At 70.6% G+C, this 26,958-nt stretch carries 28 protein-coding genes and 1 pseudogene; 20 read left to right on the forward strand and 9 right to left on the reverse strand.

Annotated features, from left to right (window positions below):
- Positions 1 to 209 precede the first annotated feature (209 nt).
- Positions 210 to 515 carry a hypothetical protein gene (locus ABD160_RS13050; protein WP_344021969.1) on the forward strand — a complete coding sequence of 102 codons (306 nt, stop codon included), beginning with the start codon at positions 210 to 212 and terminating at the stop codon, positions 513 to 515.
- Positions 516 to 648: 133 nt separating this feature from the next.
- On the opposite strand, the gene ABD160_RS13055 is transcribed toward ABD160_RS13050, so the two are convergent.
- From ABD160_RS13055 to ABD160_RS13070, 4 genes are all read right to left on the reverse strand, one after another.
- Positions 649 to 1,539, reverse strand: a complete 891-nt coding sequence (locus tag ABD160_RS13055) for an AAA family ATPase (protein WP_344021971.1) — start codon at positions 1,537 to 1,539, stop codon at positions 649 to 651.
- A gap of 5 nt (positions 1,540 to 1,544) precedes the next feature.
- Positions 1,545 to 3,059: a Mu transposase C-terminal domain-containing protein gene (locus tag ABD160_RS13060; protein WP_344021973.1), complete on the reverse strand. Its 1,515-nt coding sequence runs from the start codon at positions 3,057 to 3,059 to the stop codon at positions 1,545 to 1,547.
- Complete coding sequence (locus ABD160_RS13065; RefSeq protein WP_344021975.1) at positions 3,056 to 3,640, reverse strand: recombinase family protein; 585 nt, start codon at positions 3,638 to 3,640, stop codon at positions 3,056 to 3,058. The genes ABD160_RS13060 and ABD160_RS13065 overlap by 4 nt, the downstream gene beginning before the upstream one ends.
- 142 nt (positions 3,641 to 3,782) lie before the next feature.
- On the reverse strand, positions 3,783 to 4,391 hold the full coding sequence (locus ABD160_RS13070) for a TetR/AcrR family transcriptional regulator (RefSeq protein WP_344021977.1): 609 nt from the start codon (positions 4,389 to 4,391) through the stop codon (positions 3,783 to 3,785).
- A 111-nt stretch (positions 4,392 to 4,502) separates the two neighbouring features.
- Between ABD160_RS13070 and ABD160_RS13075 the strand changes: the two genes are divergently transcribed.
- From ABD160_RS13075 to ABD160_RS13085, 3 genes are read left to right on the forward strand one after another with little or no spacing between them, the layout of a single operon-like run.
- Entirely contained in the window at positions 4,503 to 5,855 is a 1,353-nt protein-coding gene (locus tag ABD160_RS13075; RefSeq protein ID WP_344021979.1) for a cytochrome P450, read from the forward strand.
- 45 nt (positions 5,856 to 5,900) lie between these two features.
- Entirely contained in the window at positions 5,901 to 6,092 is a 192-nt protein-coding gene (locus tag ABD160_RS13080) for a ferredoxin (protein WP_344021981.1), read from the forward strand.
- A gap of 56 nt (positions 6,093 to 6,148) precedes the next feature.
- Entirely contained in the window at positions 6,149 to 6,808 is a 660-nt protein-coding gene (locus tag ABD160_RS13085) for a TetR/AcrR family transcriptional regulator (protein ID WP_344021983.1), read from the forward strand.
- Between the two features lie 30 nt (positions 6,809 to 6,838).
- On the opposite strand, the gene ABD160_RS13090 is transcribed toward ABD160_RS13085, so the two are convergent.
- Both ABD160_RS13090 and ABD160_RS13095 read right to left on the reverse strand, forming a co-directional pair.
- Complete coding sequence (locus tag ABD160_RS13090) at positions 6,839 to 7,894, reverse strand: BtrH N-terminal domain-containing protein (RefSeq protein WP_344021985.1); 1,056 nt, start codon at positions 7,892 to 7,894, stop codon at positions 6,839 to 6,841.
- Complete coding sequence (locus ABD160_RS13095) at positions 7,891 to 8,451, reverse strand: PaaI family thioesterase (RefSeq protein ID WP_344021987.1); 561 nt, start codon at positions 8,449 to 8,451, stop codon at positions 7,891 to 7,893. The genes ABD160_RS13090 and ABD160_RS13095 overlap by 4 nt, the downstream gene beginning before the upstream one ends.
- Positions 8,452 to 8,518: 67 nt before the next feature.
- Here ABD160_RS13095 and ABD160_RS13100 point away from each other — a divergent pair, with 67 nt between their 5' ends.
- On the forward strand, positions 8,519 to 9,139 hold the full coding sequence (locus tag ABD160_RS13100) for a TetR/AcrR family transcriptional regulator (protein ID WP_344021989.1): 621 nt from the start codon (positions 8,519 to 8,521) through the stop codon (positions 9,137 to 9,139).
- Here the strand turns inward: ABD160_RS13100 and ABD160_RS13105 are convergent.
- Positions 9,124 to 9,516 (reverse strand): DUF6114 domain-containing protein, encoded by a 393-nt coding sequence (locus ABD160_RS13105; protein WP_344021991.1) that lies wholly within the window; start codon positions 9,514 to 9,516, stop codon positions 9,124 to 9,126. The genes ABD160_RS13100 and ABD160_RS13105 overlap by 16 nt on opposite strands.
- On the reverse strand, positions 9,507 to 10,055 hold the full coding sequence (locus ABD160_RS13110; RefSeq protein WP_344022098.1) for a DUF6230 family protein: 549 nt from the start codon (positions 10,053 to 10,055) through the stop codon (positions 9,507 to 9,509). Before ABD160_RS13110 ends, ABD160_RS13105 begins: the two co-directional genes overlap by 10 nt.
- A gap of 183 nt (positions 10,056 to 10,238) precedes the next feature.
- On the opposite strand from ABD160_RS13110, the gene ABD160_RS13115 reads away from it, so the two are divergent.
- The gene (locus ABD160_RS13115) at positions 10,239 to 10,994 is read left to right on the forward strand and encodes a MerR family transcriptional regulator (RefSeq protein WP_344021993.1); all 756 of its coding nucleotides are present in this window, start codon (positions 10,239 to 10,241) and stop codon (positions 10,992 to 10,994) included.
- Between the two features lie 7 nt (positions 10,995 to 11,001).
- Positions 11,002 to 11,376 (forward strand): annotated as a pseudogene (locus ABD160_RS13120) (transposase); the annotation flags it as partial.
- A gap of 96 nt (positions 11,377 to 11,472) precedes the next feature.
- Here the strand turns inward: ABD160_RS13120 and ABD160_RS13125 are convergent.
- Positions 11,473 to 12,111 carry a TetR/AcrR family transcriptional regulator gene (locus ABD160_RS13125; protein ID WP_344021995.1) on the reverse strand — a complete coding sequence of 213 codons (639 nt, stop codon included), beginning with the start codon at positions 12,109 to 12,111 and terminating at the stop codon, positions 11,473 to 11,475.
- Positions 12,112 to 12,256: 145 nt separating this feature from the next.
- Between ABD160_RS13125 and ABD160_RS13130 the strand changes: the two genes are divergently transcribed.
- From ABD160_RS13130 to ABD160_RS13190, 13 genes are all read left to right on the forward strand, one after another.
- Positions 12,257 to 13,186: an alpha/beta hydrolase gene (locus ABD160_RS13130; RefSeq protein ID WP_344021997.1), complete on the forward strand. Its 930-nt coding sequence runs from the start codon at positions 12,257 to 12,259 to the stop codon at positions 13,184 to 13,186.
- Positions 13,183 to 14,073, forward strand: a complete 891-nt coding sequence (locus tag ABD160_RS13135) for an SDR family NAD(P)-dependent oxidoreductase (protein ID WP_344021999.1) — start codon at positions 13,183 to 13,185, stop codon at positions 14,071 to 14,073. Before ABD160_RS13130 ends, ABD160_RS13135 begins: the two co-directional genes overlap by 4 nt.
- The gene (locus ABD160_RS13140) at positions 14,070 to 14,993 is read left to right on the forward strand and encodes a ferritin-like domain-containing protein (RefSeq protein ID WP_344022001.1); all 924 of its coding nucleotides are present in this window, start codon (positions 14,070 to 14,072) and stop codon (positions 14,991 to 14,993) included. Before ABD160_RS13135 ends, ABD160_RS13140 begins: the two co-directional genes overlap by 4 nt.
- 49 nt (positions 14,994 to 15,042) lie before the next feature.
- On the forward strand, positions 15,043 to 16,590 hold the full coding sequence (locus tag ABD160_RS13145; RefSeq protein WP_344022003.1) for a flavin-containing monooxygenase: 1,548 nt from the start codon (positions 15,043 to 15,045) through the stop codon (positions 16,588 to 16,590).
- Positions 16,587 to 18,065 carry a cytochrome P450 gene (locus ABD160_RS13150; RefSeq protein ID WP_344022005.1) on the forward strand — a complete coding sequence of 493 codons (1,479 nt, stop codon included), beginning with the start codon at positions 16,587 to 16,589 and terminating at the stop codon, positions 18,063 to 18,065. Before ABD160_RS13145 ends, ABD160_RS13150 begins: the two co-directional genes overlap by 4 nt.
- Positions 18,062 to 19,312 (forward strand): cytochrome P450, encoded by a 1,251-nt coding sequence (locus ABD160_RS13155; RefSeq protein ID WP_344022007.1) that lies wholly within the window; start codon positions 18,062 to 18,064, stop codon positions 19,310 to 19,312. The genes ABD160_RS13150 and ABD160_RS13155 overlap by 4 nt, the downstream gene beginning before the upstream one ends.
- 42 nt (positions 19,313 to 19,354) lie before the next feature.
- Positions 19,355 to 20,500, forward strand: coding sequence for an acyl-CoA dehydrogenase family protein (locus ABD160_RS13160; RefSeq protein ID WP_344022009.1), 1,146 nt, complete (start codon positions 19,355 to 19,357; stop codon positions 20,498 to 20,500).
- Between the two features lie 805 nt (positions 20,501 to 21,305).
- Positions 21,306 to 21,896, forward strand: coding sequence for a recombinase family protein (locus ABD160_RS13165; protein WP_344022010.1), 591 nt, complete (start codon positions 21,306 to 21,308; stop codon positions 21,894 to 21,896).
- A gap of 107 nt (positions 21,897 to 22,003) precedes the next feature.
- Complete coding sequence (locus ABD160_RS13170; protein ID WP_344022012.1) at positions 22,004 to 22,255, forward strand: hypothetical protein; 252 nt, start codon at positions 22,004 to 22,006, stop codon at positions 22,253 to 22,255.
- A complete protein-coding gene (locus tag ABD160_RS13175; protein ID WP_344022014.1) occupies positions 22,252 to 23,847 on the forward strand; it encodes a Mu transposase C-terminal domain-containing protein in 1,596 nt (531 codons plus the stop codon). Before ABD160_RS13170 ends, ABD160_RS13175 begins: the two co-directional genes overlap by 4 nt.
- On the forward strand, positions 23,844 to 24,635 hold the full coding sequence (locus ABD160_RS13180; protein ID WP_344022016.1) for an AAA family ATPase: 792 nt from the start codon (positions 23,844 to 23,846) through the stop codon (positions 24,633 to 24,635). Before ABD160_RS13175 ends, ABD160_RS13180 begins: the two co-directional genes overlap by 4 nt.
- A gap of 62 nt (positions 24,636 to 24,697) precedes the next feature.
- Positions 24,698 to 25,993 (forward strand): hypothetical protein, encoded by a 1,296-nt coding sequence (locus tag ABD160_RS13185; protein WP_344022018.1) that lies wholly within the window; start codon positions 24,698 to 24,700, stop codon positions 25,991 to 25,993.
- Positions 25,990 to 26,772, forward strand: coding sequence for a helix-turn-helix domain-containing protein (locus tag ABD160_RS13190; RefSeq protein ID WP_344022020.1), 783 nt, complete (start codon positions 25,990 to 25,992; stop codon positions 26,770 to 26,772). Before ABD160_RS13185 ends, ABD160_RS13190 begins: the two co-directional genes overlap by 4 nt.
- The last annotated feature ends 186 nt before the right edge of the window (positions 26,773 to 26,958 follow it).

A 26,958-nucleotide genomic window follows, 5' to 3' on the forward strand; every position in this document is an offset into this window, starting at 1 on the left:
GCCGAGGACCATGTGGAACAGCAGCTGCCGGTTCGTCCACCGCGTCCCGTCCGTCGGGCGACCCAAGTCGGCGGGCGACGCCGTGCCGATGAGCTAGTGGAACTCGGCCTGGGCTCGCCGCATCTCCTCACTGATCTCGTGCAGGTCCACGCAACCGCCTCCGTCACGATGCTATGCCGCAGCAGCGCGCTCGGGAGCACACTGTGGTGATGCGGGTTGAGCTGCTGGTCGTACCGAATTGCCCGCACGAGGACATTGCCTCGACCCGTTTACGCCGGGCGCTCGAGGACACCGGATATGCGGAGACTCCGGTCGAGGTCCGGATCATGACCGCGGAGACGGTCGCCGCGACCCCCGCGTTCGCGGGATCACCGACGATCCTCATCGACGGAACCGACCCGTTCGGAGACCAGGCCGCTGGATCCGGCGCGTTCTCGTGCCGGATCTACCACTCCGCGGCCGGTCACTCGGGCGCCCCGTCGGTGGAGCAGCTGCGGCAGGTGTTGCGCCGCTGAGAACTGCAGTTCAACGGCCGTGTCGGGAATGGGTCGTTTCTCGACACACGTCAACCGGCCGGGGAACCCGCAGGTCGAGGCTGTCTGTGATCGTGAGCGCTTGTTGGCGTTGCTTCTTCAGTGGTGGGTGGCGTTAGAGGACGCCGATGACCAGGGACTCGCGGGCGGTGTCGACGACCTCGGCGGTGACGGTGCCGAGTTGGTTGATCTCCATGATGCGGTGGACCTGGGCCATCAGGCGGGTGGTGAGCCGGAGGTTCCCGCCGGTGGTGCGGATGATCGCTGCGCGCGCCTCGCTGGTGGTGTAGTCCTCGGCGTCGTCGAGGGCGAGGTCGGGCCAGCGGCGGGTGAGTACGAAGGTCTGCTCGTCGGCTGAGAGTGGCTGGTAGTGGTGCAGGAAGCCGACGCGGCTGTAGAGCTGTGGGTAGCGGGCGAGGCGGCGTTCGATGCCGGGCATGCCGATCAGGACCAGCCCGATCCCGGTGCGGTCGTGGTGGTCGCGCAGGGCCTCCAGTCCTGGGGTCTTGAGCCGGTCGGCCTCGTCGACGATCAGGAGCTCGGCGTAGGGACCGTTGCGTTGGATCAGGTCGGGTGGGCGGCGGTCGGAGTGCAGCGCCGTTTCGACCGCCCAGCTGAATCGGGTGTGCAGCCAGCTGAGGTCCTTGTCGATGGTGCGCGGGGTGTTGTGCACGGTCGGGGTGTAGAAGATCGTGCGGGCCTCGATCGCGGCCGCGGGCGCGACGCCTTCGTAGAGGCGGTAGCTCCGGACGGCGGCGCCGACGGTGTCCCAGGCGCTGTAGTGGCGGGCGGAGAGGGTTTTGCCGACGCCGGGTGCGCCGTGGCAGAGGCCGATGTAGCGGTCGCGGCGGACCGCGTCGCAGAACTCGGCGAACCGGCGGTGCTGCTTGGTGACGACGAACTCCGACGCGGTCTCGGTAGGCGTCGCGGATGGCTCCGGTGGCGCCGGCCGGTCACCGTCGGCCTCGGCGTGGGTGTCCGACTGAGATGCCTCGGTGCTGGTCACGGGCGTCAGTCCTCTCGGTAGAGCTTGAGCCGTCGGGGCGGGACGGGCTCGTCGGGTGCGGCCGCGGTGCCCGCTGCGGGGTGGTCGTGGTCGGGTCGGTGCACGGCCAGGAGCTGGTCGACGACGCTGGCGCGGTTGCGCAGGCCTTGCCGGACCTCGCGGCGGCGGGCGTTGCGCGCGGCGGTGAGGTCTTTCAAGGCAACGCAGTGCCCTGCCAGTTCCGGGCAGATCGCCCGGCACAGGAACTGTTCGTCGTGGAAGATGCGGATCTCGGCGAGGTCGCGCGGGTCGTAGCGGATGACGACCTGCTCGCCGACGTAGGCGGCCAGGGTCGGGTCGAGGTAGCGCAGGCCGTGGAAGCGCACTCCGTCGGGGTGGATCTTGCGGGGCTTGGCGACGGTGAGTAGCAGCAGGTCGAGTTGTTCGAGCGAGTCGGGCATCCGGGGCAGGAACCCGCCGGCGGTCCACCGCTCGTTCGGGCTCTGGCGAGTCTCGCTGTGCACGCGGTGGTGGTAGTCGCCGGTGAGGAAGGCGCCGATCGCGGCGTCGAGCTCGGCCAGGGTGAGCTGGGCGCGTCCGGCTCGGTCGGGTATCCCGCGTGGGGCGTAGCCGGGCAGCGGCTGCAGGCACATCTGGTTGATCGTGTTGAACAGTCTCTCGATCTTGCCGCGGCCGCGGGGTTTGCCGGGCAGGGAGAACACCAGCTGGACGTGCAGGTCCGCGGCGACGGCTTCGAGGTGGCGGGAGGTGAAGTCGCTGCCGTGGTCGGTGTAGAACACGGCGGGGATGCCGCAGACCGGCCAGCCGGGATCGGGCTTGCGCCAGATCGCCTGGCGCAGCGCCAGCGCGGTGTTCAGCGAGTTCGGCGCTTCCAGGCTGACCGCGTAGCCGGCCGCGGCGCGGGAGTGGTCGTCCTCGATCACCGTCAGCCAGGGCCGGGCCGGCGTGCCGGACGGAGTGAGCACCCAGATGTCGAGCTCGGTGTGGTCGGCCTGCCAGATCTCGTTCGGCGCCCCGGCCTCGCGGCGCCCGACCAGGTCGAACACCTCCTCGTAGCGCTTGGTGCCCTCGTGGGCCAGCGTGGTCAGCGCGGGATCGAGGCCGGCGACGATCGCGTACACCGTGGCATAGGACGGCACCGGCCAGCCGTGTTTGCCGGCCACCGCCCGGATGGTGCGGTGGATGGTGGCCGCGCTCGGGCGCGGAATGCGCAGCGCCATCCCCTCGATCAGGGTGACCAGCTGCTCGGACACCCTGCGGCGGCCCCGGTCCACGCGCGACCGCCGCGCCAGCCCGGCCAGCCCGGCCTCGCGGTAGCGGGCCAGCCACCGCTGCGCGGTGCGCACCGGAACCCCGGCGTGCCGGGCCGCCGCGGTGAGCGCGACGCCGTCGTCCAGGTGCGGGCGCAGCACCGCGAACCGAGCCATGGCCAGCTCGCGCTGCGCCTGCGTCATCGTGGACGCGGTCAGCGCCGATCCGGTCGGGGTGGCCTCCACCGTCGGCGCGTCGTCGCCGGTCACGACGCGGCCGCCGGCTTGCCCAGGTGCCGGTAGATGGTGGGGCGGGTGACCCCGAACTCGGCGGCGATCTGGGCGACGGTGTAGCGGCGTCGGCCGTCGGCGCCGGTCTCCGCGTACATCTGGCGGGCCAGGGCGACCTGGCGGGGTCCGAGTTTCGGCTTCTGCCCGCCGGTGCGCCCGCGCGCCCGCGCCGCGGCCAGGCCGTCGATGGTGCGTTCGGACATCAGGGCGTGCTCGAACTCGGCGATCGCGCCGAGGATCTGGAAAAACATCCGCCCGACCGGGGTGGAGGTGTCGATGCCCTGGTCGAGCACCACCAGGTCGACCTGCTTGGCCTGCAGCTGCTTGGACAAACCGATCAGGTGCTCGAGGGACCGCCCGAGCCGGTCCAGCTTGGTGATGACCAGCTGGTCGCCTGCGCGGCCGGCGGTCAGCAGCGCCTTGTCCAGCTCGGGTCGGCGGGCCAGCGTGCCGGAGGCCTTGTCGACGAAGATCTCCTCGCAGCCGGCCGCGGTGAGCGCATCGTGCTGGGCCTCGAGGTGTTGGTCGCGGGTGGACACTCGTCCGTAGCCGATCCGCATGCTCGAACCGTATCGCGAACCCCCGAGAACGTGACGTAGCCGCGGACACGGGTTCCGTTACAGCCGTGTCCTGGGAGAACACTGCAGCTCGTGGAGTGTCTCGCGAACGATCGTTCCCGTTACAGACCCGTTCGGGCCCGGCTCAGCTGGCTTTCGGTGACGAGTCTCTTGTGTCGGGTGCGAGGAAGCGGTCGACCAGTTGGGCGATTTGCTCGGCGGCCTGTTCGGTGGGATGTAGCGGCAGCACGATGTGGCTGATGGCCAGGCGCGCGGCGGCTTCGGTGGCGACGGTGATGTCGTCATGGTTGAGGTCGGGTCGTGTGGCACGTAGTACGGCGCTGAGCCGGTTGCGGGCTGCGCGGATGACGGGTCCGGCTTCGCTGGTGAGCAGTGGGAGGAGCTCGTCGCTGCCGTCGGCGGTGAGTACGGCCTTGAGCAACGGGTCGGCAGCGGCGGCATCGAGGGTGTAGCGGATCGCGGCGACCCACTGGTCGTAGATCTCTACGTGGCTGTTCAGTGCCTGTTCGACGCCGTCGAGGAATTGCTCGGTCAGGCGCAGCACCAGAGCTTGGGCCAGGCCGTGCTTGTTGGTGAAGGTGTTGTAAAGCGTCTGGCGGCTGACCCCGGAGGCAGCCGCCACCGATTGCATCTGCAGGCCCTTCCAGCCGCGTGCGACGGCCTCTGCGGCGGCCGCGTCGAGGATCCCGTCGCGCATCTGCCGGTGCGCCGTGTCATGGAACCGGTTGACCACGCCCAGAACTGTACTCAATCGCTGCTTACGTCGGCGTTCTTTACACCAATGGTCGCCGTGTCTTGACAAAGACTCCCTCTGTGTACATCTTGAGTGGCAGCGGTCACGTCCGTGAAGGGCTGGGCCGGAGACGCTGATGTCGAGAGATCGGGAGCACGGGCCATGACCGGACATGTGACGCGGACCGCGAGCGGCACCCCGGACCGTCCCTACGACGAGGTCGACCTGTCCTCGCGGGCGTTCTGGTCGATCTCGATGGACGAACGGGAGAAGACCTTCGCGGTGCTGCGCGAGCGTGGGACCATCACCTGGCACCCTCCGTTCGAAGAGCAGTTGCTCGATGATCCCGACGATCACGGGTTCTGGGCGGTCACGACCTATGACGACCTGGTCGAGGTGACCAAGCGGCACGAGGACTTCCTGTCCGGGCCGGGCATCTTGATGGAGAGCCTGCCCGCCGAGCTGGTCGAGGCGGCCCAGTCGATCATCGGGATGGACCCGCCGCGCCACACCAAGCTGCGCCGACTGGTGGCCGCGGCGTTCACTCCCAAGCAGATGCGTCGCATCAACGACCGGATCGCGGCCAACGCCACGATGGTGGTCGACAATCTGATCACGAAGGCAGAGGCCGGTGGCGGGAGCTGCGACTTCGTGGCCGAGTGCGCCGAGCTGCTGCCCATGCACAACATCAACGACATCATGGGTGTGCCGGACGGGGAACGGCAGAAGGCCGCACACGAGATGAAGGTCGGCACCGGGTGGAACGATCCCGAGCTCGTGGGTGACACCCAGGAGCAGGTCCTGATGCGGATGTTCCAGGCCATGACCTACATGCACGGTCTGGCGTCGTCGCTGGCCGAGGCCCGGCGCAAGGAGCCGACCGACGATCTGATCAGCTCGCTGGCGTTGGCCGAGGTCGACGGCGAGATGCTCACCGACGACGAGATCGGCGCGTTCTTCGTGCTGCTGACCATCGCCGGCAACGACACGACGCGCCAGTCGACCAGCCATGCGCTGCGCGGGCTGACCGACTTTCCCGATCAGCGAGCCTGGTTGCTCGGTGACCTGCAGGACCGGGTCGCTCCGGCGGTGGAGGAGTTCGTGCGCTGGGCGACCCCGATCATGACGTTCCGACGGACCGCGGCGCGGGACCTGGAGTTCCGCGGTGCGCAGATCACCGAGGGCGACAAGGTCGTGATGTTCTACTCCTCGGCCAATCGGGACGCCTCACGCATCGATCGGCCCCACGAGCTGGACTTGTCGCGCCACCCCAACCCGCACATCAGCTTCGGGGGCGGGGGCATCCACCACTGCCTGGGCAACCAGCTGGCCCGTACCCAGCTCAAGGCCCTGTTCACCGAGCTGCTCACCCGGGTTCCCGACATCACCTGTGGTGAGCCCACGCTGATGCCGGGCAACTTCTTCAACGTGGTCAAGCGCATGCCCTGCTACCTCAACAAGTGACCCCGCCGAACCGGCGCCACACCGAATGATCAGGAGGCAGTGCTGATGAAGCTGCACGTCGACTACACCCGCTGCACCGGGCACGGCCTGTGTGAGGTCGAGGCCGAGGACGTGTTCGAAGTCGGGGAGGACGGCCTGGTGCAACTGCTCGTCGACGACCCCGGCGAGCAGAACCCCCGGGGCCTGGAAGCCGCGGTGCGCGCCTGCCCCACCTCCGCGCTGAGCATCGAGGACTGACCATCGACCGCCGAGCGGTCGATGGCTCTTCCACCGCGCCCGGCCGTCAGCGTCGTGTGGCGATCGGCTCCGGCGCCGTTGTCGGGCCCGCAGCGACCATCCCCAACCGGACGACTCCCGGTCGACCCGAACGGGCCCGACGAAGCCATTTCCACGCCGCCGCCCTGTCGATCCTGGCCGCCGAGGGGGCCGCCGGCCTCCGTGTCGGATCGCTCTGTCGGTCCCTCAAGGTCACCAGCGGCTCGTTCTATCACCACTTCACCGGGTGGGCCGATTTCGTCCGAACTCTGCTCGATTCCCACGAACGACGCCAAGTAGCGCTGCTGTCCGGGCTGAGCGAGCCGTGCGGCCGCGACGCTGAGGCGATGTTCGTGCTGCGCATGACCCTGCTCGCGCTGCCCCATGACGTCGAGGCCGCAGTGCGTGGATGGGCGGCGACCGCCCCCGACGTCCGGGCGACTCAACGGCGCATCGACACCGGTCGAGGCGCGCAGCTCGAGAAGTTCCTCTCCGGTGTCGTCGACGACCCCGTGACCGCTCAGCGGATGGCCGTCCTCGCCGTCGCGGTCGTGGCCGGGTACCAGCAAACCTGCGCACCACCCGCTCCGGCGGTCCTCGAGCACCTCCTCGAGGACTACGAGCGCATCGTCGTCGGCTACTCCATCTCGCGCCAGGATTGCCACAACGCGGAGAAGCACGGCACGGCGCCCGGCTGAGCGGACTGCTGCGCCTGCACGGTTCTCGCCCTACGCGGCGAGGTCGGTCGCGGCGTCGGCCAAAGCCTTGACCGCAGCGGTCTCCATCTCCGGTAGAGGCGCGGACAGCTGTCTGATGACGTCGTGACGCTCGGCCGCGGTGCCTGAGCTGCTGGTCGCGCGGTGTGCGATGCGCCGCCAGGTCTCGGCCACCGGTGTCCAGGCGTCCCGAGCGCCGGCCACGGCGGGAATCGGACAGAGATCGTGCAGCTCGGCGAGGAAATCGGCCTGGAACCGGCGGAACAGGCCACCTCCGGTACCGGCCTTCTCGATGAACACGGCCAGGGCGCGGAGCGCCACGTCGAGATGCTGGTCGTCCCAGAGCCGGGCCCAGCTGTCGAGGTCGTCGACGAACACCCCGATCCCGGTCAGGCCCGCGCCCTGAACGGAGTCGGGGTCGCCCAGCGACGGGCCGACATCGGCAGCCATACCCTCAGCGGAGTCGGCGCACGCGCTCGCCGCGGCCACGGCAATCGGCGGCAGGGCATCGGGGAACCGCATCGGGTAACAGGTGTGCCGGGTCGGTACCGGGAAGGCGGTCGAGCGGCGGGCGCGGGCGAGGTCGTCGAGGCCGATGGTCTGCACGTCCGCGCGGTCGTTGTCGACGACCTGGACGGTGCCTGCGGCGCCGTCGTAGCCGATGACGACGATGTCGTGGCGGCTCATGTGCATGCGGACGTTGAGGTAGGGCAGCTCCCCCATGTCGGCCCAGCACAACACCGGGCGGCCCGCATCGACCTCGGCGCGGACCCAGGACCAGCCCAGCTCCGGGTCGTCGGTGGAGCGCACCTCGTGCCCGATGCCCAAACGTGAACACAGCCGCGTCGTCAGCTCCGGGCCTCGCCCGACGAGATAGAACGGCGTGCCCAGCCCGGTGCCGCGCACGTAGCGGAACCCGAGGTCCCCTCCGAGCCCGAAGACCATGCTCTCGGACAGCGGGGTACCGGCGTAGTCGAGTCCGGCCCACTCGATGAGGTCGCGCAGGGAGCCCGACCCGCAGTGCCCGGCGAGGTGGTGCGGGTAATCGGGGACGAGATGTCCGGTCACGCTTGGCTCTCCTCGCGGTCGTCGTCGGCGGACTTGTCGGCCCAGCGCATGCGCTCCAACCCGGGGTGGTCCTCGAAGGTGCCGAACCGCTCGAAATGCGCTCGGGTCACGGCCAGGAACAGGGCCTCGGCGGTGAACCGCACCGTGCCGTCGGGAGCCACCCCCTCCGCGACCAGATACAGCTTCCGCCCGTCGCGACGCTCCTGGCGCGCGGTGATGCGGTGCGGCACCCCGAGCGGGACCGGTGCCCGGTAGTCGACCTGGAGGGATCTGGTGACCGCGGGCGTCTCGACGACGTAGAGCACGAACCCGAACAGGTCGTCGCAGGCCGCCGCGACCGCGCCGCCGTGCACGAGCCCGGGGGCGCCGGCCTGGCGTGTGTCGAACACGATGTCGGTGAAGACCTCGTCACCGTGGCGGTGGACCTGCATCTGCAGACCGGCCCGGTTCCCGGGACCGCAGCCCATGCAGCCGTCGCTGTGCGGGGGCAGCAGGACGGTGGGGTCGCCATCGACAGTCATCGGGTGGGAACCAATCGCGAGGGCATCGGGACTCACTTCTAGACGCAGAGACGACGGACGTTCCAGTTCTTGACACACTAGAATCTACTGTCAAGATACGAGGATGCCGGATCGCGGTCAACGGTTCCCCGGGGTTGCGCGTGATCTGTTACGCGATGCCGCTCTGGATGCGGCACTGCAGATCTTGGTCGCCGAGGGGGCGCAGCATCTGCGCATGGCCGACGTTGCGGCTGCGGTCGACGTGAGCAGGCAGACGATCTACGCCGAGTTCGGGACCAAGCAGGTGATGTTGCGCCAGCTCGTGGACCGTGAGACGCGCGGCCTGTGCGCCGCACTCGTGGCCGTGCTCGACAGCCATGCCGGTGACCCGGCGGCCGCCGTCGACACCGGTTGCGCGCTGCTGCTGAGGCGCTCGCGGGCCGACCCGCTGGTCAAGACGATCGTCTCCGGTTCCGCTGATGTCGACCTGCTGCCGCTGGTCACCACCGATGGCGCGCCGATCGTGAAGATCCTCTCGGCGGCGTTCCGTGGCTACTTCCACCAGCACTGGCCGGCAGCCGCCGAAGACGGCGTGGTCCTCGTTGCCGACGTCGTCACCCGACTGACCATCTCGCATGTCCTCATGCCCGACCGCCCCGTCGAAATCGCGTCACGCGACATCGCAGCGGTACTGACCCCATTCCTCGACCGGATCCGGACGGATGCGGGTCACCCGGATCCATGACCTGACCGTGGCGTGGCCCAGGCGAATCCCAACGAACCGCCGAGGACGCCGAGCAACAACCCGATCACCAACCCGCCCACGTTGGTGGTGACGAACGAGGCCAGCGACAGGACCACTGCGGCGACGCCGATCGGGGCGTGCAGGTGCGGGGAGGACCACAGGAACAGCCCACACGCGAAAATCAGAGCACCGAGCACGAACCCCGACACCCCGGCGAGCCCGGGGAGCAGCACGATCGTCACGCCGTGGGCAGGGAGAAGCATGATTGCCGCGCCCCCGGCCGAGGTGACCGCACCGGCGACGACGGGTCGACCTGAGGCCCAGCTCCGAAGCGGAGACGAGGTCGCTTCGTCTACCCTGCCGGGCCTCACAGACACTCCGGCTGATCGTCCCCGACGCGGAGTGACAGGTCCGAGATCTGTAGCTGGTTGACCGTTGCCCAGCGGGCCGTCGCGCTGACGTTGAGCGCGATGTTCCCCGCCTGGACGGGAAGGACGCCCGGTGCGCCGGCATCGGTCGGAGTCCCGTCGGGGGTGAACGCGCGGTTCAGTCCGAGCTGCTGACCCAGCACGTCGACCCCGTCGATGCTCTCCAACGCGAACTTCACGTCGCCGGCACTGACCTCGGCGCCGTCAGGCGGCGTCTCGGCGCGCAGCACGAACTTGCCCACCGCCGTGTCCAGCCGCGTCGACACGCACAGGCCTCGCGCCTTGAGATCGGTCAGTGCCACCACCACCGTGGCCTTCCGTTGACCGTCACGGGTTTGGAAGAACTCCGGGAAAGTGCCCCCCACCTGCGTCGTCAGGCTCTTGGCGCTGATCTTCAACGTCTGCTGCCCCTCCAGTGCCAGCGCGACCGGAACCGCCCCGGTCGCCGCACCGGCACCCAACACCAGCAGCGTCAGCATCGCCGGCACGAACAGCAAGCCGAACCGTCGCCAGTGGAGCCGCCCGCGCGGTGTGGACGGCGCTACGGGTGCCCGATGTTGTGCCATGACCGCCGATACCCTACTTCCGGAGTGGATCGTCACTGACAGGTACAACTGTGACAGTCATCAATGGTGATGTATGATGTGTGTCACATAGCACTAGGGGGGCACTTGCCGGAGTTCCGCATCGACGAGCTGGCCCAGGCCAGCGGTGTATCCGTGCGCAACATCCGCGCGTACCAGGACAGCGGGATCCTTCCTCCGCCCAAGCGGCAGGGTCGGGTCGGGATCTACAGCGACGATCACCTGGCCCGCCTGCGGCTGATCGCCGGGCTGCTCAAGCGCGGCTACACCGCCACCAACATCGGCGAGTTACTGCGGGCGTGGGAAAACGGTCGTGACCTGTCCACCATTCTCGGCCTCGAACAGATCGTCACCGGCATCGCCGACGTGGCTCCGTCCGCCTTCCTCTCGGCGGATCAGCTTCGCGAGCTGCTCAACACCGCCGGCGCAGCCCACGATGTCTCCAGCTGCGCAGTGCAGGCCGGCCTCGTCGAACACGACGGAGACCGCTACCGGGCGCCGAACACCCGCCTCCTTCACGCCGTCGCCGCGCTACTTCGTGCAGGCGCGCCCGCTCAGGCGGTGTTCGCTTTCAGCGCCCAGCTCCAGGATGCGGTCGACACCGCCATTCACAAATTCGTCACCGCCATAGCCGATGACATCCTGCGCGACAGGCAGCCCGACTGGATGCCGACCGGAACGGAAATCCCGCAGCTCGCCGAGTACGTCAGCACGATCACAACGCAGACCGAGTCCGTTGCCGCCGCCACCGTGACCTACGACATCGGTCGCTACCTCGATGCTGCCCTCGGCGAGTATATCGCCAGGATCATGCCGCACTTGCAGCAGCGCGAAACGCAGTAGTAACGGGCCGATCTACACCGCACCCACCGTGGCCGCGGCGACCGAGCGGTTCCTGGAGTTCGCCGAGGCCTACCCGGTGATCGTGCGGCTCTGGGAGAACGCCTGGGCGGAGTTCGTGCCGTTCCTGAGCTTCGACACCGAGATCCGCAAGATCGTGTGCACCACCAACGCGATCGAGAGCGTGAACGCCCGGATCCGGCGGGCGGTCAAGACACGCGGCCACTTCCCCAATGAGGCCGCCGCGCCCAAGTGCGTCTACATGGCGATCATGAGCCTGGCCCGACCGGGCAGGGCCGCAGGCCGGTGGGCGATCCGCTGGAAACCCGTCCTCAACGCCTTCGGCATCGCCTTCGACGGACGCCTGTCCGCAGGCCGCAAGTAGATCACCAAAACCTCAGTTACACCGTTCTCTTTGACAGCCCCCGCCCCGACCGGGTGAAGCGGAGTGTGCAGCATGTGTCCCGTTGGTGATTGCGGGTCAGTCAGTGGTGAGGTAGCGCCTGACCAGGGAGGACGCGACGTCGGTGACGTGGTCGATGATCCGGTCGGCGTCGGCGGTGATGGTGCCGGCGTTCCAGGCGGTGACCAGTTCGGCGAAGCCGCCGACACCGATCATGGTGCTCATACGCAGCTCGGTCTCGTCGGTGTCGGAGGGGAGGAAGGGGCCGGCGTAGTCGATGAGCAGGTCGGTGAAGGTTTGCAGGGTCTCGCGGCGACGTTGCTCGACGGCCGCGCTGCCGGCGTTGTCGCCGAGGATGATGCGGGCGTGGCCGGGTTCGCCCTGCAGGTACTCGACGATCGCGGCGATCGCGGCTCGCAGCTGCGCGATCAGGTCCGGGTCTTCAGCGGTGGTGAACGCCTCGAGCACGAGGCCCACCAGGTGATCCCGGCCCTGGCCCCAGACCGCGACCAGCAGGGCGTCGCGGTCGGTGAAGTTCTCGTAGAAGTAGCGTTCGGTCAGCTCGGCCCGGGCGCATACACCGCGCATGGTGACCGCGGCCCACCCCTGCTCGGCCCAGATGGTGCTCCCCGCCGCGATAAGGCGGTCGCGGCGCTCGGCCTGGCGTACTTCGGCGCTGCGCCCGCCGTAGGTGCGGGCTCGGGTCCGTGTCTGCACGTCCCCATCTTGACGTATGGCGGTGACGTCGCTCTAATCTGACAGCATGCGCAGTCAGAGACATCGGGTGCCCTCAGATCGAGGAGCGGGTTCCTGGCGAGCCCGCTGGGTCGCTCGGGCGCTGTCGGTGGGGGTGCGCCCCCTGGTGGAGGTGTTGCCCGACACTCCGGCCGGAATCCGCGCTGCCCGCCGGGTGGTGGCGGGGTTCCTGGCCGTGGCCAGCCGTCCGGATCCGCGGGCGGTCGTGTCCTGCGTCGACGTCGTCGTCCCGGGCGGGTCACGGGTGCGCGGCGAGTGGGTGCACGTACCGGAGACAGCGGAGCCGGGCGAGGCGCCGCGATCTGTCGGCGTGGGGGCGGTTTTCTACGTGCACGGCAGCGGGTTCGCGGTGGCCTCCGCGCGCACCCACCGGGGGATCACCTCGCGGTTGGCGGGGTTGACGGGTCTGCCGGTGTTCGCGTGTGACTACCGGTTGGCTCCGTCGCATCGGTTTCCCGCCGCGGCCGATGACGTCGGGGCCGCGTTCGAATGGCTGCTCGGGCAGGGCGTCGACCCAGGCAGGGTGGTGCTGGCCGGCGACTCGGCCGGGGGCCATCTGGTGGTGGGCTTGGCCGCGGAGCTACGCCGTACCGGGCGGCCCGGCCCGGCGGGGATGGTGCTGTTCTCCCCGCTGATCGACCTGTCGTTGGCCTTGGCCCGCGCGCGGGAACGGCGCAGCGGACCCGACCCGATGGTGTCGGCGGCGCGAGCGACGAGCCTCGTGTCCCTCTACACCCGCGACGCCGACCCCGATTCACCGCGGCTGCGGTTCACCCCCGACACCGTGGCCGGACTGGCGCCGATGCTGATCCACGCCGGCGGCATCGAGGTCCTCGCCGACGACGCCGCACACCTGGCCAGCCTGGTCCGCGCCGCGGGCGGCGAGGCTCAGCTTCGGGTGTGGCCGGGGCAGGTCCACGTGTTCCAGGCGCTGACCGGTGTGGTTCCCGAAGCCACCCACGCCCTGCGCGAGGCCGCCGCGTTCATCCACGACTGCCTGCCCGAGGACCGCTTTCGGCTCGAGGAGTGTTCATGACCCCGATACCGGCACGGCTGCGCGCCGGCGGTAGGACCCGCACCGGGCCCAGCGTCCTGGCGAGGGCGGTGGTCACCGGCGCCGGCGGCGGTCTCGGGCGCGCGTTCTGCCTCGAGCTCGCTCGCCGCGGCGGCCGGGTGATCTGCGCCGATCTCGACGAGGCCGCGGCCAGGGAGACCGTCCGGCTGATCGACACCCAGGTCGAGGGCAGCCGCGAGGCGATCGCGGTGCGCTGCGACGTCACCGACCTCACCGAGGTCCGCCTGCTCGCCGACGCCGCACAGACCTGGCTGGACGGCCCTCCGACGTTGGTGGTCAACAACGCGGGCATCGGCACCGGCGGCGACCCGGTCGGCGACGACGACCTCGACGACTGGCACGCCACACACGCGGTGAACTTCTGGGGCGTGGTGCACGGCTGCCATGTGTTCACCCCGATCCTGCGCGCCGCCGGCGGGGGCGGGGTGCTCAACGTCGCGTCCGCGGCCGGCTTCGCCGCCGCCCCCCGCATGGGCGCCTACTCCACCAGCAAGGCCGCGGTCCTCGCCCTCTCCGAGACCGTGGCCGCCGAGACGGCGGGCTCGGGGGTCACGGTCAGCGTGCTGTGTCCGACGTTCATCCGCACCGGCATCGTCGACGCCGGACGGATCAGCGCCGAGGCTTCCGGGCTGGCCGCGCGGCTGATGACCGCCACCGGCCGGGCTCCCGCCGAGATCGCCCGCGTCGCCCTCGACGCCCACGACCGGGGCCGGCTGCACGTCCTTCCGCAATGGGAGGCCCGCCTGCTGTGGCGGGCGAAACGAGCACTGCCCGGCCCCTGCACCCGCGCGACGGGCCTGTTCGCCCGCCTCGCCACCGCCCTGACCCCCCACGGAGGATCATCGTGACCCACGACTTCACCGCCATGCTCACCAAGATCAAGGAGCGGCAGTGGGCGCTGGCCGACATCGACTGGGACGCCCCCGGCGCCGACACGATCACCGAGGGTCAACGCGACCAGCTCAAGGCGTTCATGACCGATCTGGTGTGGGTGGAGAACATCGGCGCCCGCGGGTTCGCCGCGATGGCCACCAAGGCCGAGGATCCCACCCTCAAGGAGGTCTACCGCTACTTCCACGCCGAGGAGCAGCGCCACGCCAACGCCGAACTCGCCCTCATGCGCCGCTGGGACATGCTCGACGACGGCAAGGTGCCCGAACCCAACATCAACGTCCGGCTCGCGATCGAGTGGCTCGACCGCTACAGCGACGACCTGTCACTGTCGGTGCTGGGCACTATCATCCCAATGCTCGAGGTCGCCCTCGACGGCGCGCTGGTGAAGTTCCTGCTCGACGAGGTCGCCGACCCGGTCTGCCACCAGGTCTTCGCGAAGATCAACGCCGATGAGTCCCGTCACCTCGCCGTCGACTTCCAGGTCTTGGACATGCTGGGCAACGCCCCGCTACGCCGGGTGGTGATCAACTCGGCGGGCTCGATGCTCAGCCCCAAGGTCCTGCTCGGTGTCCTGATGTACATCCCGCTGCTCAACCGGGTCCGGGACAACATCGTGGGCATGGGACTGCCCGAGAAGAACCTCTACCGGGCCATGCAGCGCTACGCCTCCAACGGCGACCGCAGCGCCGGCACCCGTCGGCTGCCGCTCTACCAGGTCTTCAAGCGCCACGCCGCCGTCGTGCCCGACCGCTCGCACCCGTATCACCACGTGGCCGACCTGATGGTCCGCGCCAGCGACCGCATCCCCACCCGACTGCTGGGGCGCACGCCGACCTGGACCAAGGAACTGACCCACGAGCCGGTGTCGCGGTGACCACCCCCACGGAGCGACCCACTCACACCGCACCGACCGGGGAGACCTGATGACCCAGAGCGACGACCGGGACACCGCTGCCGAACGCGATCCGACGAGGCCGGCAGCGGTGCTCATCGTCGGAGCCGGGTTCGCCGGGCTCGGCACCGCGATCCGGCTGCGCCAGGCCGGGATCACCGACATCGTGATCCTCGAACGCGGGCGCGAGGTCGGCGGCACCTGGCGCGACAACACCTATCCGGGCGCGGCGTGTGACGTGCCGTCGCTGCTGTACTCGTTCTCCTTCGCCCAGAACTCCGACTGGTCACACACCTACTCGGGCAGCGCGGAGATCCTCGACTACATCCACGGACTGGTCGACCGATTCCAACTCGGCTCCCAGATCCAGTTCGACACCGAGGTCAGCAGCCTGGTCTGGAACGCCGAGGAGGGCACCTGGACCGCGCACACCCGCTGCGGGCACACCGTGACTGCTCGCGCCGCGGTGATGGCCGCCGGCCCGCTGTCCAACGCCAGCCTGCCTGACATGCCCGGCCGCGACACCTACACCGGCACCACAATCCACTCCGCGCGCTGGGACCACACCTTCGACCCGACCGGCCAGCGGATCGGCGTGATCGGCACCGGTGCCAGCGGCGTCCAGATCATCCCCCAGCTGGTGGACCAGGCCGCGCAGGTCAAGGTCTTCCAACGCACCCCCGGCTGGGTGATCCCGCGCCTGGACCGGCAGCGGTCAGAGGCGTCGAAGACCCTGTTCCGGGCCGCCCCGAGCCTGCAGAACCTCGCCCGGCAGGCTTGGTTCTGGGCCCACGAGGTCTTCGCGCTCGGAGTGGTGTGGACCTCGCTGGCCACCACCGTGCTCGAGCGGCTCGCCGGGGCCTACCGGCGTCGCCAGGTGCACGACTCGTGGCTGCGCCGCCAGCTCACCCCGGACTACCGCGCCGGCTGCAAACGGATCTTGGTCTCCAGCGACTACTACCCTGCGCTACAGCGCGACAACTGCAAGCTGATCACCTGGCCGATCGCCACCCTCTCGCCACGAGGCATCCGCACCGCCGATGGCATCGAGCACGAACTCGACGCCATCGTGTTCGCCACCGGGTTCGACGTGTGCAAGACCAGCGCCCCATTCCCCGTGCACGGGGTCGACGGTGCCAGCCTCGACGACGCCTGGGCCGAGGGCGCCCACGCCTACCGCAGCGTGACCACCGCCGGGTTCCCCAACCTGTTCCTGACCTTCGGACCGAACTCCGGGCCCGGGCACAACTCCGCGCTGGTCTACATGGAATCCCAGATCGCCCACATCACCGAGGCCATCCGCGTCATCGTCGAGGACGACCTGCGGGCCCTCGAGGTCCGTCGCGACCGCGAGCAGGACCACAACCGCTGGCTGGCCCGCCGCCTGGCCCGCACCACCTGGAACTCCGGATGCCACAGCTGGTACCTGACCGCCGACGGCCGCAACACCACCATGTACCCCGGCTTCGCCACTCAGTTCGCCAAACACACCGCACCCGTCGACCTCGCCGACTACCAGATCCAGCAGCGCTCAGTGTCCTCACTTGGCGTACAACCTGACCTTGGAGGGCGACTGTGAGCGTCGTGATGGAGCGCGCTACCCGGGCCGCGCGAGAGCGCCTCTCGTCGGTGCTACTGGCCCCGCTGCCGACCCGGGTGGACGAGAAACTGCTCGGCCGGGCCCGCCGGGGCCGCGTCGCGGACCTGGCCCCGGCGCCGGAAGGCTCGGGCCTGCGGCCCGTTCCCGGCAACCGGGGGCTTCCGCTGCTCGGACACACCCTCGACTACATCCGCTTCGGTGCCGAGTTCACCCGGGCCCGCCGGGCACGGTTCGGGCCGGTGTCCTGGACGGGGTTCCTGGGCGAGCGGATCGTGCAGGTCGCCGGGCCCGAGGCCACCCACACGGTACTGGCCAACGCGGACAAGGCCTACTCCCAGCAGGGCTGGCAGTTCCTGATCGACCGCTTCTTCCATCGCGGGTTGATGCTTCTCGACTTCACCGAGCACCGCGCCCACCGCCGGGTCATGCAGCAGGCGTTCACCGCCGAACGGCTCGCCAGCTACATCGGGCAGACGGTGCCGTGCGTACGGGACACCGTGCCTGCCTGGCCGACCGACCGGCCCGTACGGATCTATCCGGAGCTCAAGCGACTGACCCTGGACATAGCCACCCGAGTGTTCATGGACGAACACACCGGACCGGAAACCGAGCGGATCAACAAGGCCTTCGTCGACTGCGTGCGGGCCGCCAGCTCACTCGTGCGCTGGGACGTCCCCGGCACCCGCTGGCGGGCCGGTCTACGTGGGCGGGCGATCCTGGAGCGCTATTTCGAAGCGAACCTGCCCGCCAAGCGGGCCGGCGCTGGGGAGGACTTGTTTTCGGCGCTGTGCCAGGCCCGCACCGCCGACGGCGAGGAGTTCAGCGACGCCGACGTCGTCAACCACATGATCTTCCTGATGATGGCCGCCCACGACACCTCCACCATCACCAGCGCCGCGGTCGTCTACTACCTCGGGGCGAACCCGCAGTGGCAGCAACGGGCCCGCGAGGAGTCGCTCGCATTGGGGGACGCCCCGTTGGACATGGCTGCGCTCGAGTCCCTCGGCACGCTGAATCTGGTGATCAAGGAATCGCTGCGGCTGGTCGCGCCGGTCCCGGTGGTCATGCGCAAGACCGTGGCCCCGACCACGCTGGAGGGCCACCACATACCGGAGAGCACGTTGGTCATGGTCGCCGGCGCGGTCAACCACTTCGACCCGACGTGCTGGAGCGCCCCCGACACCTTCGACCCCGACCGGTTCGCCGAACACCGTCGCGAGGACCGCAACCACCGCGACGCCTGGATCCCGTTCGGCGGCGGGGTCCACAAGTGCATAGGCATGGCATTCGGCACCCTTGAGGTGACCGCGATCCTGCACGAGATGCTGCGGACCTACCGCTGGAGCGTCGACCCGGGCTATCGGCCGCGCTGGGACAACACCTCGCTGCCCGTGCCCGCCGACGGGCTCCCGCTGAGCCTGAGCCCGCTCGCCGGCCGCCCGGAGCCGTCGTGACACCCCGGGGGCTCGTCGTGGGAGACCCGGTCGCGGAGCAGGCCCTGTTCGAGGTGCTGCTCACCGACCACGGGCAGCCTGGCCCCTACGAGGGGTATCGGCGCTTGCGGGAACGGGCGGCGAGGTTGCGGACCTCTGCCGGGCTTGTGGTGCTCAGCGGGTACGGCGACTGCGAGGCCGCGCTGCGCAACCGTGAGCTGGGCAAGGTCGACGAATCGTTGGGGTTCCAGCTCGCCGGGGTCCCCGAGGACCTGCAGCGTCGGGCGCTGCGCCGGTTCCGGCGCACCATGCTCTTTCGCAACCCGCCCGACCACACCCGGCTGCGGCGGCTGGTGTCCTCGGTGTTCACTGCCCGCCACGTCGAGGCCCTGCGCCCGGCCGTGGTGCACCGCATCGACGAGCTGCTCGACGGCTTCACCGGCCGCGACGTCGTCGACGTGATCAGTGATCTCGCGCTGCCACTGCCGGTGTCGGTCATCGGGGACCTGCTGGGCATCCCCGACCTCGACCGCGCCGCCGCGGCGCCGTGGGTGCGCGACCTGGTGGCGCCGCTGGAACCCAGCGCCGACCTCGCTGCGGTGCAGGCGGCGGTGGACGCCGAAGACCAACTCGCCGAGTACTTCGCCGATCTGCTCGCCCACAAGCGTCGTCGACCCGGCGACGACCTGCTCAGCCGGCTGGCCACCGCCCGCGGCGACGACCAGCTCGACGACGACGAGTGCGTTGGCACCGCGATCCTGCTGTTCGCCGCCGGGTTCGAGACCACCACCAACCTGGTCGGCAACGGTCTCGCCGCCTTGCTCGGCGCACCCGACCAGCGCGAGCTGCTGCGTGAACGGCCCGACCTGGCCGGCCCGGCGGTGGAGGAACTGCTGCGCTTCGACGCCCCGGTACAGACCGACGGCCGGACCGCGCTCGCCGACACCACCGTCGGCGACCTCGACGTCGCCGACGGCCAGGTGGTTCTGCTGCTGCTCGGCGCCGGCAATCGCGACCCGGCGGTCTTTACCGACCCCCACGTCCTCGACATCACCCGCTCGCAGGCCACGTCGCTGTCGTTCGGCGCCGGGCTGCACTTCTGCCTCGGCGCGCCGCTGGCGCGCCTGGAAGCCGAGGAGCTGTTCCCCCGCCTGCTGGCGCGCTTCCCGCGCCTCGAGGCCGCGGGCCCGCCGACGTGGCGGACCGGCCTGTCCTTCCGCGGGCAATCACACCTGCCGCTCCGTCCGGGACCCCCGGTAGCGGCCTGACCGACCCGACTCCTCGACCGCTCGATTCAGCTCGGAGGACCCATGACCGCCACCCGATCCCCCTGGATGAACACCGACCTCGACGACTTCCGCGACATGGCCCGCACCTTCTGCGACAAAGAACTCGCCCCGCACCAGGACCGCTGGATGGACCAGAAACAGGTCGACCGCGAGCTGTGGACCAAGGCCGGTGAGGTCGGGCTGCTGTGCCTGTCGATCCCCGAGCAGTACGGCGGTGGCGGCGGGAACTTCGCGCACGAGGCGGTGCTGGTCGAGGAGCAGGCCGCCAGCGGGGACAGCTGCTGGGGGGTGGCCCTGCACAACGCGATCGTCGCCCACTACGTGCTGGCCTACGGCACCGAGGAGCAGAAGAACAGCTGGCTGCCTAAGCTCGCCACCGGCGAATGGGTCGGCGCCATCGCGATGAGCGAACCCGGCACCGGATCGGACCTGCAGAACGTGCAGACCAAGGCCGTGCGCGACGGCGAGCACTACGTGCTCAACGGCGCCAAGACGTTCATCACCAACGGCGGCCAGGCCGACGTCGTCCTCGTGGTCGCCAAGACCGACCCCACCGCCGAGTCCCAGGGCATCTCCCTGCTGGTCGTGGAAGCCGAGCGCGAGGGGTTCGGCCGGGGCCGGATCCTGGACAAGGTCGGGCTCAAGGGCCAGGACACCGCGGAATTGTCCTTCACCGACGTCCGGGTCCCCGCCGCCAACCTACTCGGCGAGACCGAGGGCCAGGGGTTCATCCAGCTGATGCAGCAGCTACCGCAGGAACGACTGCTGATCGGCATCACCTCGGTCGCCGCGATGGAGATGGCGCTGCGCGAGACCCTCCGCTACACCAAGGACCGCACCGCCTTCGGCCGCGAAGTGTTCTCGTTCCAGAACACCCGCTTCACCCTGGCCGAGGCGGCCACCGAGGCCCGCGTGTGCCGGGTGTTCCTCGACGACTGCATCGTCAAGCACCTGGCCGGAGAGCTCGACATCCCCACCGTGGCGATGCTCAAGTGGTGGACCAGCGAGCGCGCGATGCGCGTGATCGACGAATGCGTGCAGCTGCACGGCGGCTACGGCTACATGAGCGAATACAAGATAGCCCGCGCCTGGACCGACCAGCGCGTCCAGAAGATCTACGGGGGCACCAACGAGATCATGAAGGAGATCATCTCTCGGAGCCTGTGACGGCCCCGCCGAGCCACCGGCCGAGGCACCTGGAATCGGCCCCCTCAAGGGGACCGCGCGTTCGAGAGGACGGCGTCGCCCGGCCGTCTCGCCGTGGCGGATGAGCCGGTGACGCGCCCGCCGGCGGCGGCTGCCGCGGAGATGTGGGGCCCAGGGCCAGGATTCACCTCGGCGGGAGTGGCCGGCGACGATGAGCCTTCGGCGGCGGGGGCATCCAACACTCCCGGGCCAGCTCGCCTGCACCCAGACGATGCCGCCGCCCAGGCCCTGGCTCGGCGGACTCGGTCTCACCGCCGACGCCTCGCGAGCATCGAGGACACCCAGCGCCAGATCCTGGAGCTGCTCCGCGGCGATCCGGACCGACCCGCGCGATGATCCGGCCGACCACCGAGTTCTGCGACGACGCCAACCGGCCGGCCGCCACACCGGCCCGAGCACCCAGCAGCCGCCCGACCTCAGCCCGGCCCGCCCGAGGTCGACTCGCGTAACGCGCGGTACCGGGTGCGGGCGTACTCGGCCTCGACCGGGAACTCGTAGGTGCCGTAGGGGTTGACGTGCTCCATCAGCGCCGGGGAGATGTGGGAGAGCAGAGCAGGCCCGGGTCCACCCGCCCGCGGGTACCCGCGAGGTGGTCGAGGGCGAGTTCGAGGTAGGCGGTGTTCCAACTACAGCGGCGGCATGGAGGATCTTGTGCCAATGAACGCGCACAATTGCCGCGCCATCTATCGCTGAAGGTCACAGGCTGTCGACAACGCGCGTCGCGAATCAACGTCGGTGAACGGTCGCCCGGCGCTATTGTCGACAGATGTTGGTGGGGTACGCGCGGGTGTCGACCGCGGAACAGAACCCGGCGCATCAGATCGACGCGCTGACCCGGGCCGGGGTGGCCGCCCCGGACGTGTATGTGGACTACGCCTCCGGGGCGAAGGCCACGCGCCCGCAGCTGGACCTGGTGGTACGGCTGCTGCGCGCCGGGGACACGTTGGTGATCACCCGGCTGGACCGGCTGGGCCGGTCGATGCTGCACCTGGTCACCCTCGGCGCCCAGCTGCGTGAGCGCGGGATCGAGCTCCGCGTGCTCGAGCAGGGCATCGACACCTCCACCGCGGAGGGGCGGGCGATGTTCGGCATGCTCAGTGTGCTGGCCGAGTTCCAGCGGGAGCTGATCGTGGCCAACACCCGTGACGGGCTGGCCGCGGCCCGGGCGCGGGGCCGCAAGGGTGGGCGGAAGCCGAGACTGTCCCCGGACCAGGCCGCGCATGCCCAGCAGCTCTACGACGCCGGCACGCACACCGTGGCCCAGATCGCCGCGCTGCTCGGGGTGGCTCGTCCGACGGTGTATGGCTACCTCGACCGCGGAGCCGCCACCGCGCCGGTGGAGACGGAGGCGCGGTGATGGCCCGCGATCAGGGTGTGCGAGCGGCGTATCGGGGTCGTGACCAGTGTCGTTGTGACGGGTGCGGGCGGGAGCCGTCGAACCCGAACGAGCGTGCGGAGGTGGCGATGACCTGGCTGTTGTCGGCCCCGGCCGCTGCGGGCGCGGTGCTCGAGCGGCACTTCTGCCGCGGCTGCACCCCGCCCGGCCCGGTCACAGACGTGACGTGCATGCGGTGCGGGGACGGCCCGCTGCTGGCCTGTGCTCTCGCCGTCGGCGACGAGGCCGCTACCGCTGTCGTGCAGAGCTGGCTGGCCCGGACCGGGTGGCGGATGTCCGGGCCGGTATGCCCGGACTGTGTGGGCGAGTTGCGGCGATGAGACACGTCGATCCCGCGACCCGGGCGATGCTGGTCGCCCGGTTGCGGGAGAAGCGGGCAGCGGGCGCGTCGATCAGCGCCGAGGTGCGCCGCGCCGCCGCGGGGTTGCTGGTGTCGTCGAGCACGGTGTGGCGATGGCTGGCCACGGACCCCGATCCCGCTACGGCCGACGATGACGCGCCCGGCAGCCCTGCGGCGGGAGGTCGGGCGCGGTACGTGCTGACCCAGGCCGATCGGGACGACTACGCCGACTGGGGCGGCAGCGTTGCTGCGTTGTGGCGGGACCGGGTGGCCCGGGGAGTTCCGGTGCCGCCGTTGCGGACGTTGCAGCGCGCGTTCGCCCGCGAACTCACGGCCGGGGAGCGGGCGGCGGTGGTCGAGGGGGTGACGGGCCGGCGCCGGCACGAGGTCTATCTGCGGTGGGAGCCGGTGTGTCGCAACGCCCGCTGGGAGGCCGATCACAAGGAGCTGCCGGTGCTGGTGACGCCGCCGCGCGGGGCGCGGCCGGTGAAGCCGTGGGTGACGGTGTTCCTGGACTGCTACTCGCGGCTGATCATGGGGTGGGCGTTGTCGCTGCGCCCGGACGCGGCGACGGTGCTGGCGGCGCTGCGGCGCGGGCTGGTGGTCGACCCGCAGCGGGGCCCGTTCGGTGGGGTACCGCGGGCGCTGGTCCCGGATAACGGGTTGGAGTTCGCCACGACCGCGTTGGGGCGGGTGTGCGCGACGCTGGGCACGGCGTTCGACCCGACCGACGGCTATGCCCCGTATCAGAAGGGCAAGGTCGAGCGGGCGAACCGGACGGTGGATCAGGAGTTCCTGTCCGGGTTGCCGTTTCACACCGAGGGCCCGCGCGCGGCCGATGGGCGGTTGTACGGGCCGGATGCGGCGCCGATGGCGCTGGCGTTGTTCGTGGACCGGTTCGCCGAGTGGGTCGTGGAGTACAACACCGTGCGCGCGCACTCGGCGCTGGACGGGCAGACCCCGCTGCAGCGCTGGCAGGCCGATCCCACCCCGATCCAGGAGGTGGGGGCCGAGCAGCTGCGCTGGCTGCTGCTGGCCGATGTGGAACGGACGGTACAGCGCGACGGGGTGCACTTCGCCGGGCTCACCTTTATCGCCGGGGAGCTCAACGGCCGGGTCGGTGAGCGGGTGCAGGTTCGCTACACCCCGCACGACCACCGCCAGATTGAGATCTTCCGCGGTGACACCTGGTTGTGCACCGCGTATCCGCAGGGCGCGCTCTCGCCCGAGCAGCGCGAGGCGGTGTTGGCCCGGCGCCGTGCTGATGCCGCCGAGCTCGGGCGCCGCCAGCGCCGCACCAGCCGCCGGGCGCGGTCACGGCTGGCGCCGATCACCGCCCCGGGTGAGCCGGAGGAGGTCACCGTGATCAGCGCGGAGCAGGCCCGCACCGACCGGCGCCGCGACGTCGGCGAGCGCGACATCGACGCCCGCGACCGGGACCTGCAGCGGCTGGCCCGCACCGACCTGCTCAACCTGCACCGCGACTTCGACTACTGGAACCCGCCCCAGCCCACCGACGAGCCCGCTGACCCGGCGGGGGCCGGCGGCGATGACCCCGAGGAGCACCGGTGAGTGTGCGCCACTTCTTGGACCTCGACGGCGCGGCCACGCTGCCGACCGAAGCGCTCGCGCTGGTCGATCAGGCGGTGGCCGATCTGGTGGCCACCCGCGCGATGGGCGCGGTGCACGGGCAGGCCGGGCTGGGCAAGACCTTCGCCGTGGAACAGGCCCTGGCCCGGCGCACCGACCGGGCGGACGCCTGCTGGGTGTCGTTTCCCAGCCGGCCGACGATGAGGTTGGTGGCCGCGACCCTGTTCGCCGAGCTGTGCGGTGTCGCGCCGGGACGCCGGGACCGGTTCGCGCTCTCGGCCGAGCTGCTCGAGCAGCTGGCCGATCACCGTGGCCGGGACGGGCGGGAACGACTGGTGGTAGTCGATGAAGCCCAGCAGCTCAACAGGGAGTGCATCGAGTTCCTGCGCTACCTGCACGATCACCGGCTGACCCGGTTCGGGCTGCTGCTGGTCGGCGGGGACGGCGCCTGGCAGGTCCTGGCCCGCGAACCGATGCTGCGCTCGCGGATCTATCGCCGGGTGGTCTGCACGCCGCTGTCGGGCACGCAGGTGTGCGCGCTACTGCCGCGCTACCACCGGATCTATGACGGGGTCGACGCCGAACTACTGCTGTTCGTCGACGACCACTTCGCCCACGGCAATCTGCGGGACTGGGCCGCGTTCACCGCGACCGCGCTCGAGCTGTGCCAGGACACCGGCGCCGAGCAGCTCGACGAGCAGATCGCGCGCAACGCGTTCGCCCTCCACGGCGGCGTCCGCCCCCGACCGGCCACCAGCAGCGCCTCGTGACCACCACACCGACCGGCACCAGCGCCGACCACGCTGTAGCGGCTGGGCGTGTGGTGCCCGGCATGGTCGGGCCGGTGGTCACGGTGCTCACCGACCCCGACGACTCCCCGGCCTGCCTGACCGCGGTCATGGCATGCCACGCCCTCCAGCGGGGTGTGGTGGTGTGCCTGCCGCACCCCGGCACCGGCTCGCGGCCGCAGCTGGGCGCAGCCCTGCTGGTCGCGCTGGGCAAGCTCCCGACCGCGCGGCCGGTGCAACGCCCCAGCTACCGCTCCTGGGAACTGGCCGGGTGCTGGCTCGCGGCCGAACCCATCACGGACCTGGTCGTGCTGCGCGCCGACCGGCTCCCCGCCGCCTGCTGGGGCGACCTGGCCCTCCTGGCCGCTGCCGCCGGCACCCGGTTGTGGCTGGTCGACGCCGGATCCGCCGCCGCTGATGGGCAGCGCGCCGCCCTGGCCGCGGCCAGCGGTGGCCGTGCCCCGCTGGTGCGGCCGTGGCGGGCCGGGCTGGCCGCGCTGGCACCGGCCGCCGCCGTCGCCGGCCAGCGCGACGACCACGACGGCTTCCCGGCGGTGCCCGATGTGGAGTTCCCGCAGTTTCGGGCCACCGCCCGCCGCGTGCTGTCCGCGGCCGCGTTCGCCCGGGTCGACGCCGTCTATCGCGGCACGTTCGCGCAGGCCCGCACGCGCGCCGAGGGGCTGCGGTTGAGCCTGCTCAGCGACATCAGTCGTGCCGAGCTTGCCGATGCGGTGCTGCAGCAGCTCACGATCGACGCGACCAGCACCGCCGAGGTCCTGACCCGGGTACGGGCCGCGCAGGCCGGGCTGCTCGCCGAGGGCCTGTTCCTAGACGTGCGCCCGCGCTCGTGCCGGACCTGGGGTGCGGCGACCGTGCGTCTCGAGCCGCGCCTCGACCCGTCGACCGTGGCCCGGCTGCGTGGTCTCTGCGACCCGACCACGGCCGCCGCCGTGGTGCTCACCCGCGCCACCGGGCTACCGGCGAGCCGGCTGTGCCGGCTACGTCCAGGGGACCTCACCGAGCACCGCCGCGGCCTGCATGTGCGGTTGAGCAGCATGCTCAGCTACCGCGTTCCCGCACGCGCGGCCGGCCTGGTCCGGGCTGTCCTGGCCCGGCCGTCGTTCCTGCCGCCCGGCGACACGTCCGGGCCGTCGACCACCGACGCCGAGGCGGGTTCGGGGCGGCTGTTCACCCGGCCCGATGGTGCACCGCTCGATGACCGTGCCCTGGCCCGGCTCGGCCACACCGGCGCGACCCACGCCGGGGTCGTGCTGCCGGCTGCGTCGTTCCGGAATGCGACGGTGACCGACCTGCACCAGCCTTCGCGGAGCGGCTCGTGACCGACCGGCCCCGGCGGCCGGCCCGCCGCTTGGTCATCGACTGGGCGCTGGTCGAGCAGCGCCGCGTCGCGGCCGGGATGACCCACACCGAGCTCGCCGACCGCGTCGGCGCCGGCGCGGTCACCGGCCCGGCACGCCTGTGGACCGACAACGACCACGACACCGTCACCCTCGGCCTGCTCGAACGGCTCTGCCAGGTCCTCGACCTGCACCCCACCGAACTGTTCCGAGCACCCACCCGAAACGCTCAACGGCGGCACCAGCTCGCCCACGCCGAGCCAGCGGACGTCGCCGTCCTCGCGGCCGCCCTGGCCACCGTGACCTGCCCACCCGGCCGCGCCCCGGCCGCGGTCAGCTCCGCCGGTCTGGCCGACGCCCTGGGCTGGCCCCTCGCCCGGATCGGGGACGCGCTGGCCGCCCTCGAGGCCCAGCTCGCCGACACCGGACTGCGTATCGATCACGACCCGGCAGCGACGAGCCCGCCCCCGGTCCGGGGGCTGCGCGCCCGCGACCGGCACCTCACCGACACCCAACGCGCCGCGCTGCACCGGCTCCATAACCCCGAACCGTCCCTGGACGTCGAGATCGCTCGTCTGCTGTATGCCATCGCGCACGACCCACGCAGCATCACCGAGAGGCACCTGGCCTACGACCCGGCCGCGGTCGTCGCCCTGCAACAACGCGGACTCGTCCGCCGCCACACCGGGGGCAGCTACCTCGAACTCACCGAGGACGCCCACTACAGCCTCGCCGCAGACCCTGCCCCGCCGGCGCCGTAGCCGCTCTCATTTTGCTGGCGCCCGCACTCTCATCTCAGTGGCGCCGCCACTCTCACTTTGACGTCGTTCCACATACGTCTCTCTCAGCGTTCCGACTCGGCCTCACCCTGGTCTGACTCGGTCCGTTCCGAAACCCCGCTTGTCGATCATGTTGCTGTGTCCTGATCTTACATCTCTTCCTGCCTT

The sequence above is a fragment of the Pseudonocardia kongjuensis genome (assembly GCF_039526905.1).
GTDB lineage: Bacteria > Actinomycetota > Actinomycetes > Mycobacteriales > Pseudonocardiaceae > Pseudonocardia > Pseudonocardia kongjuensis.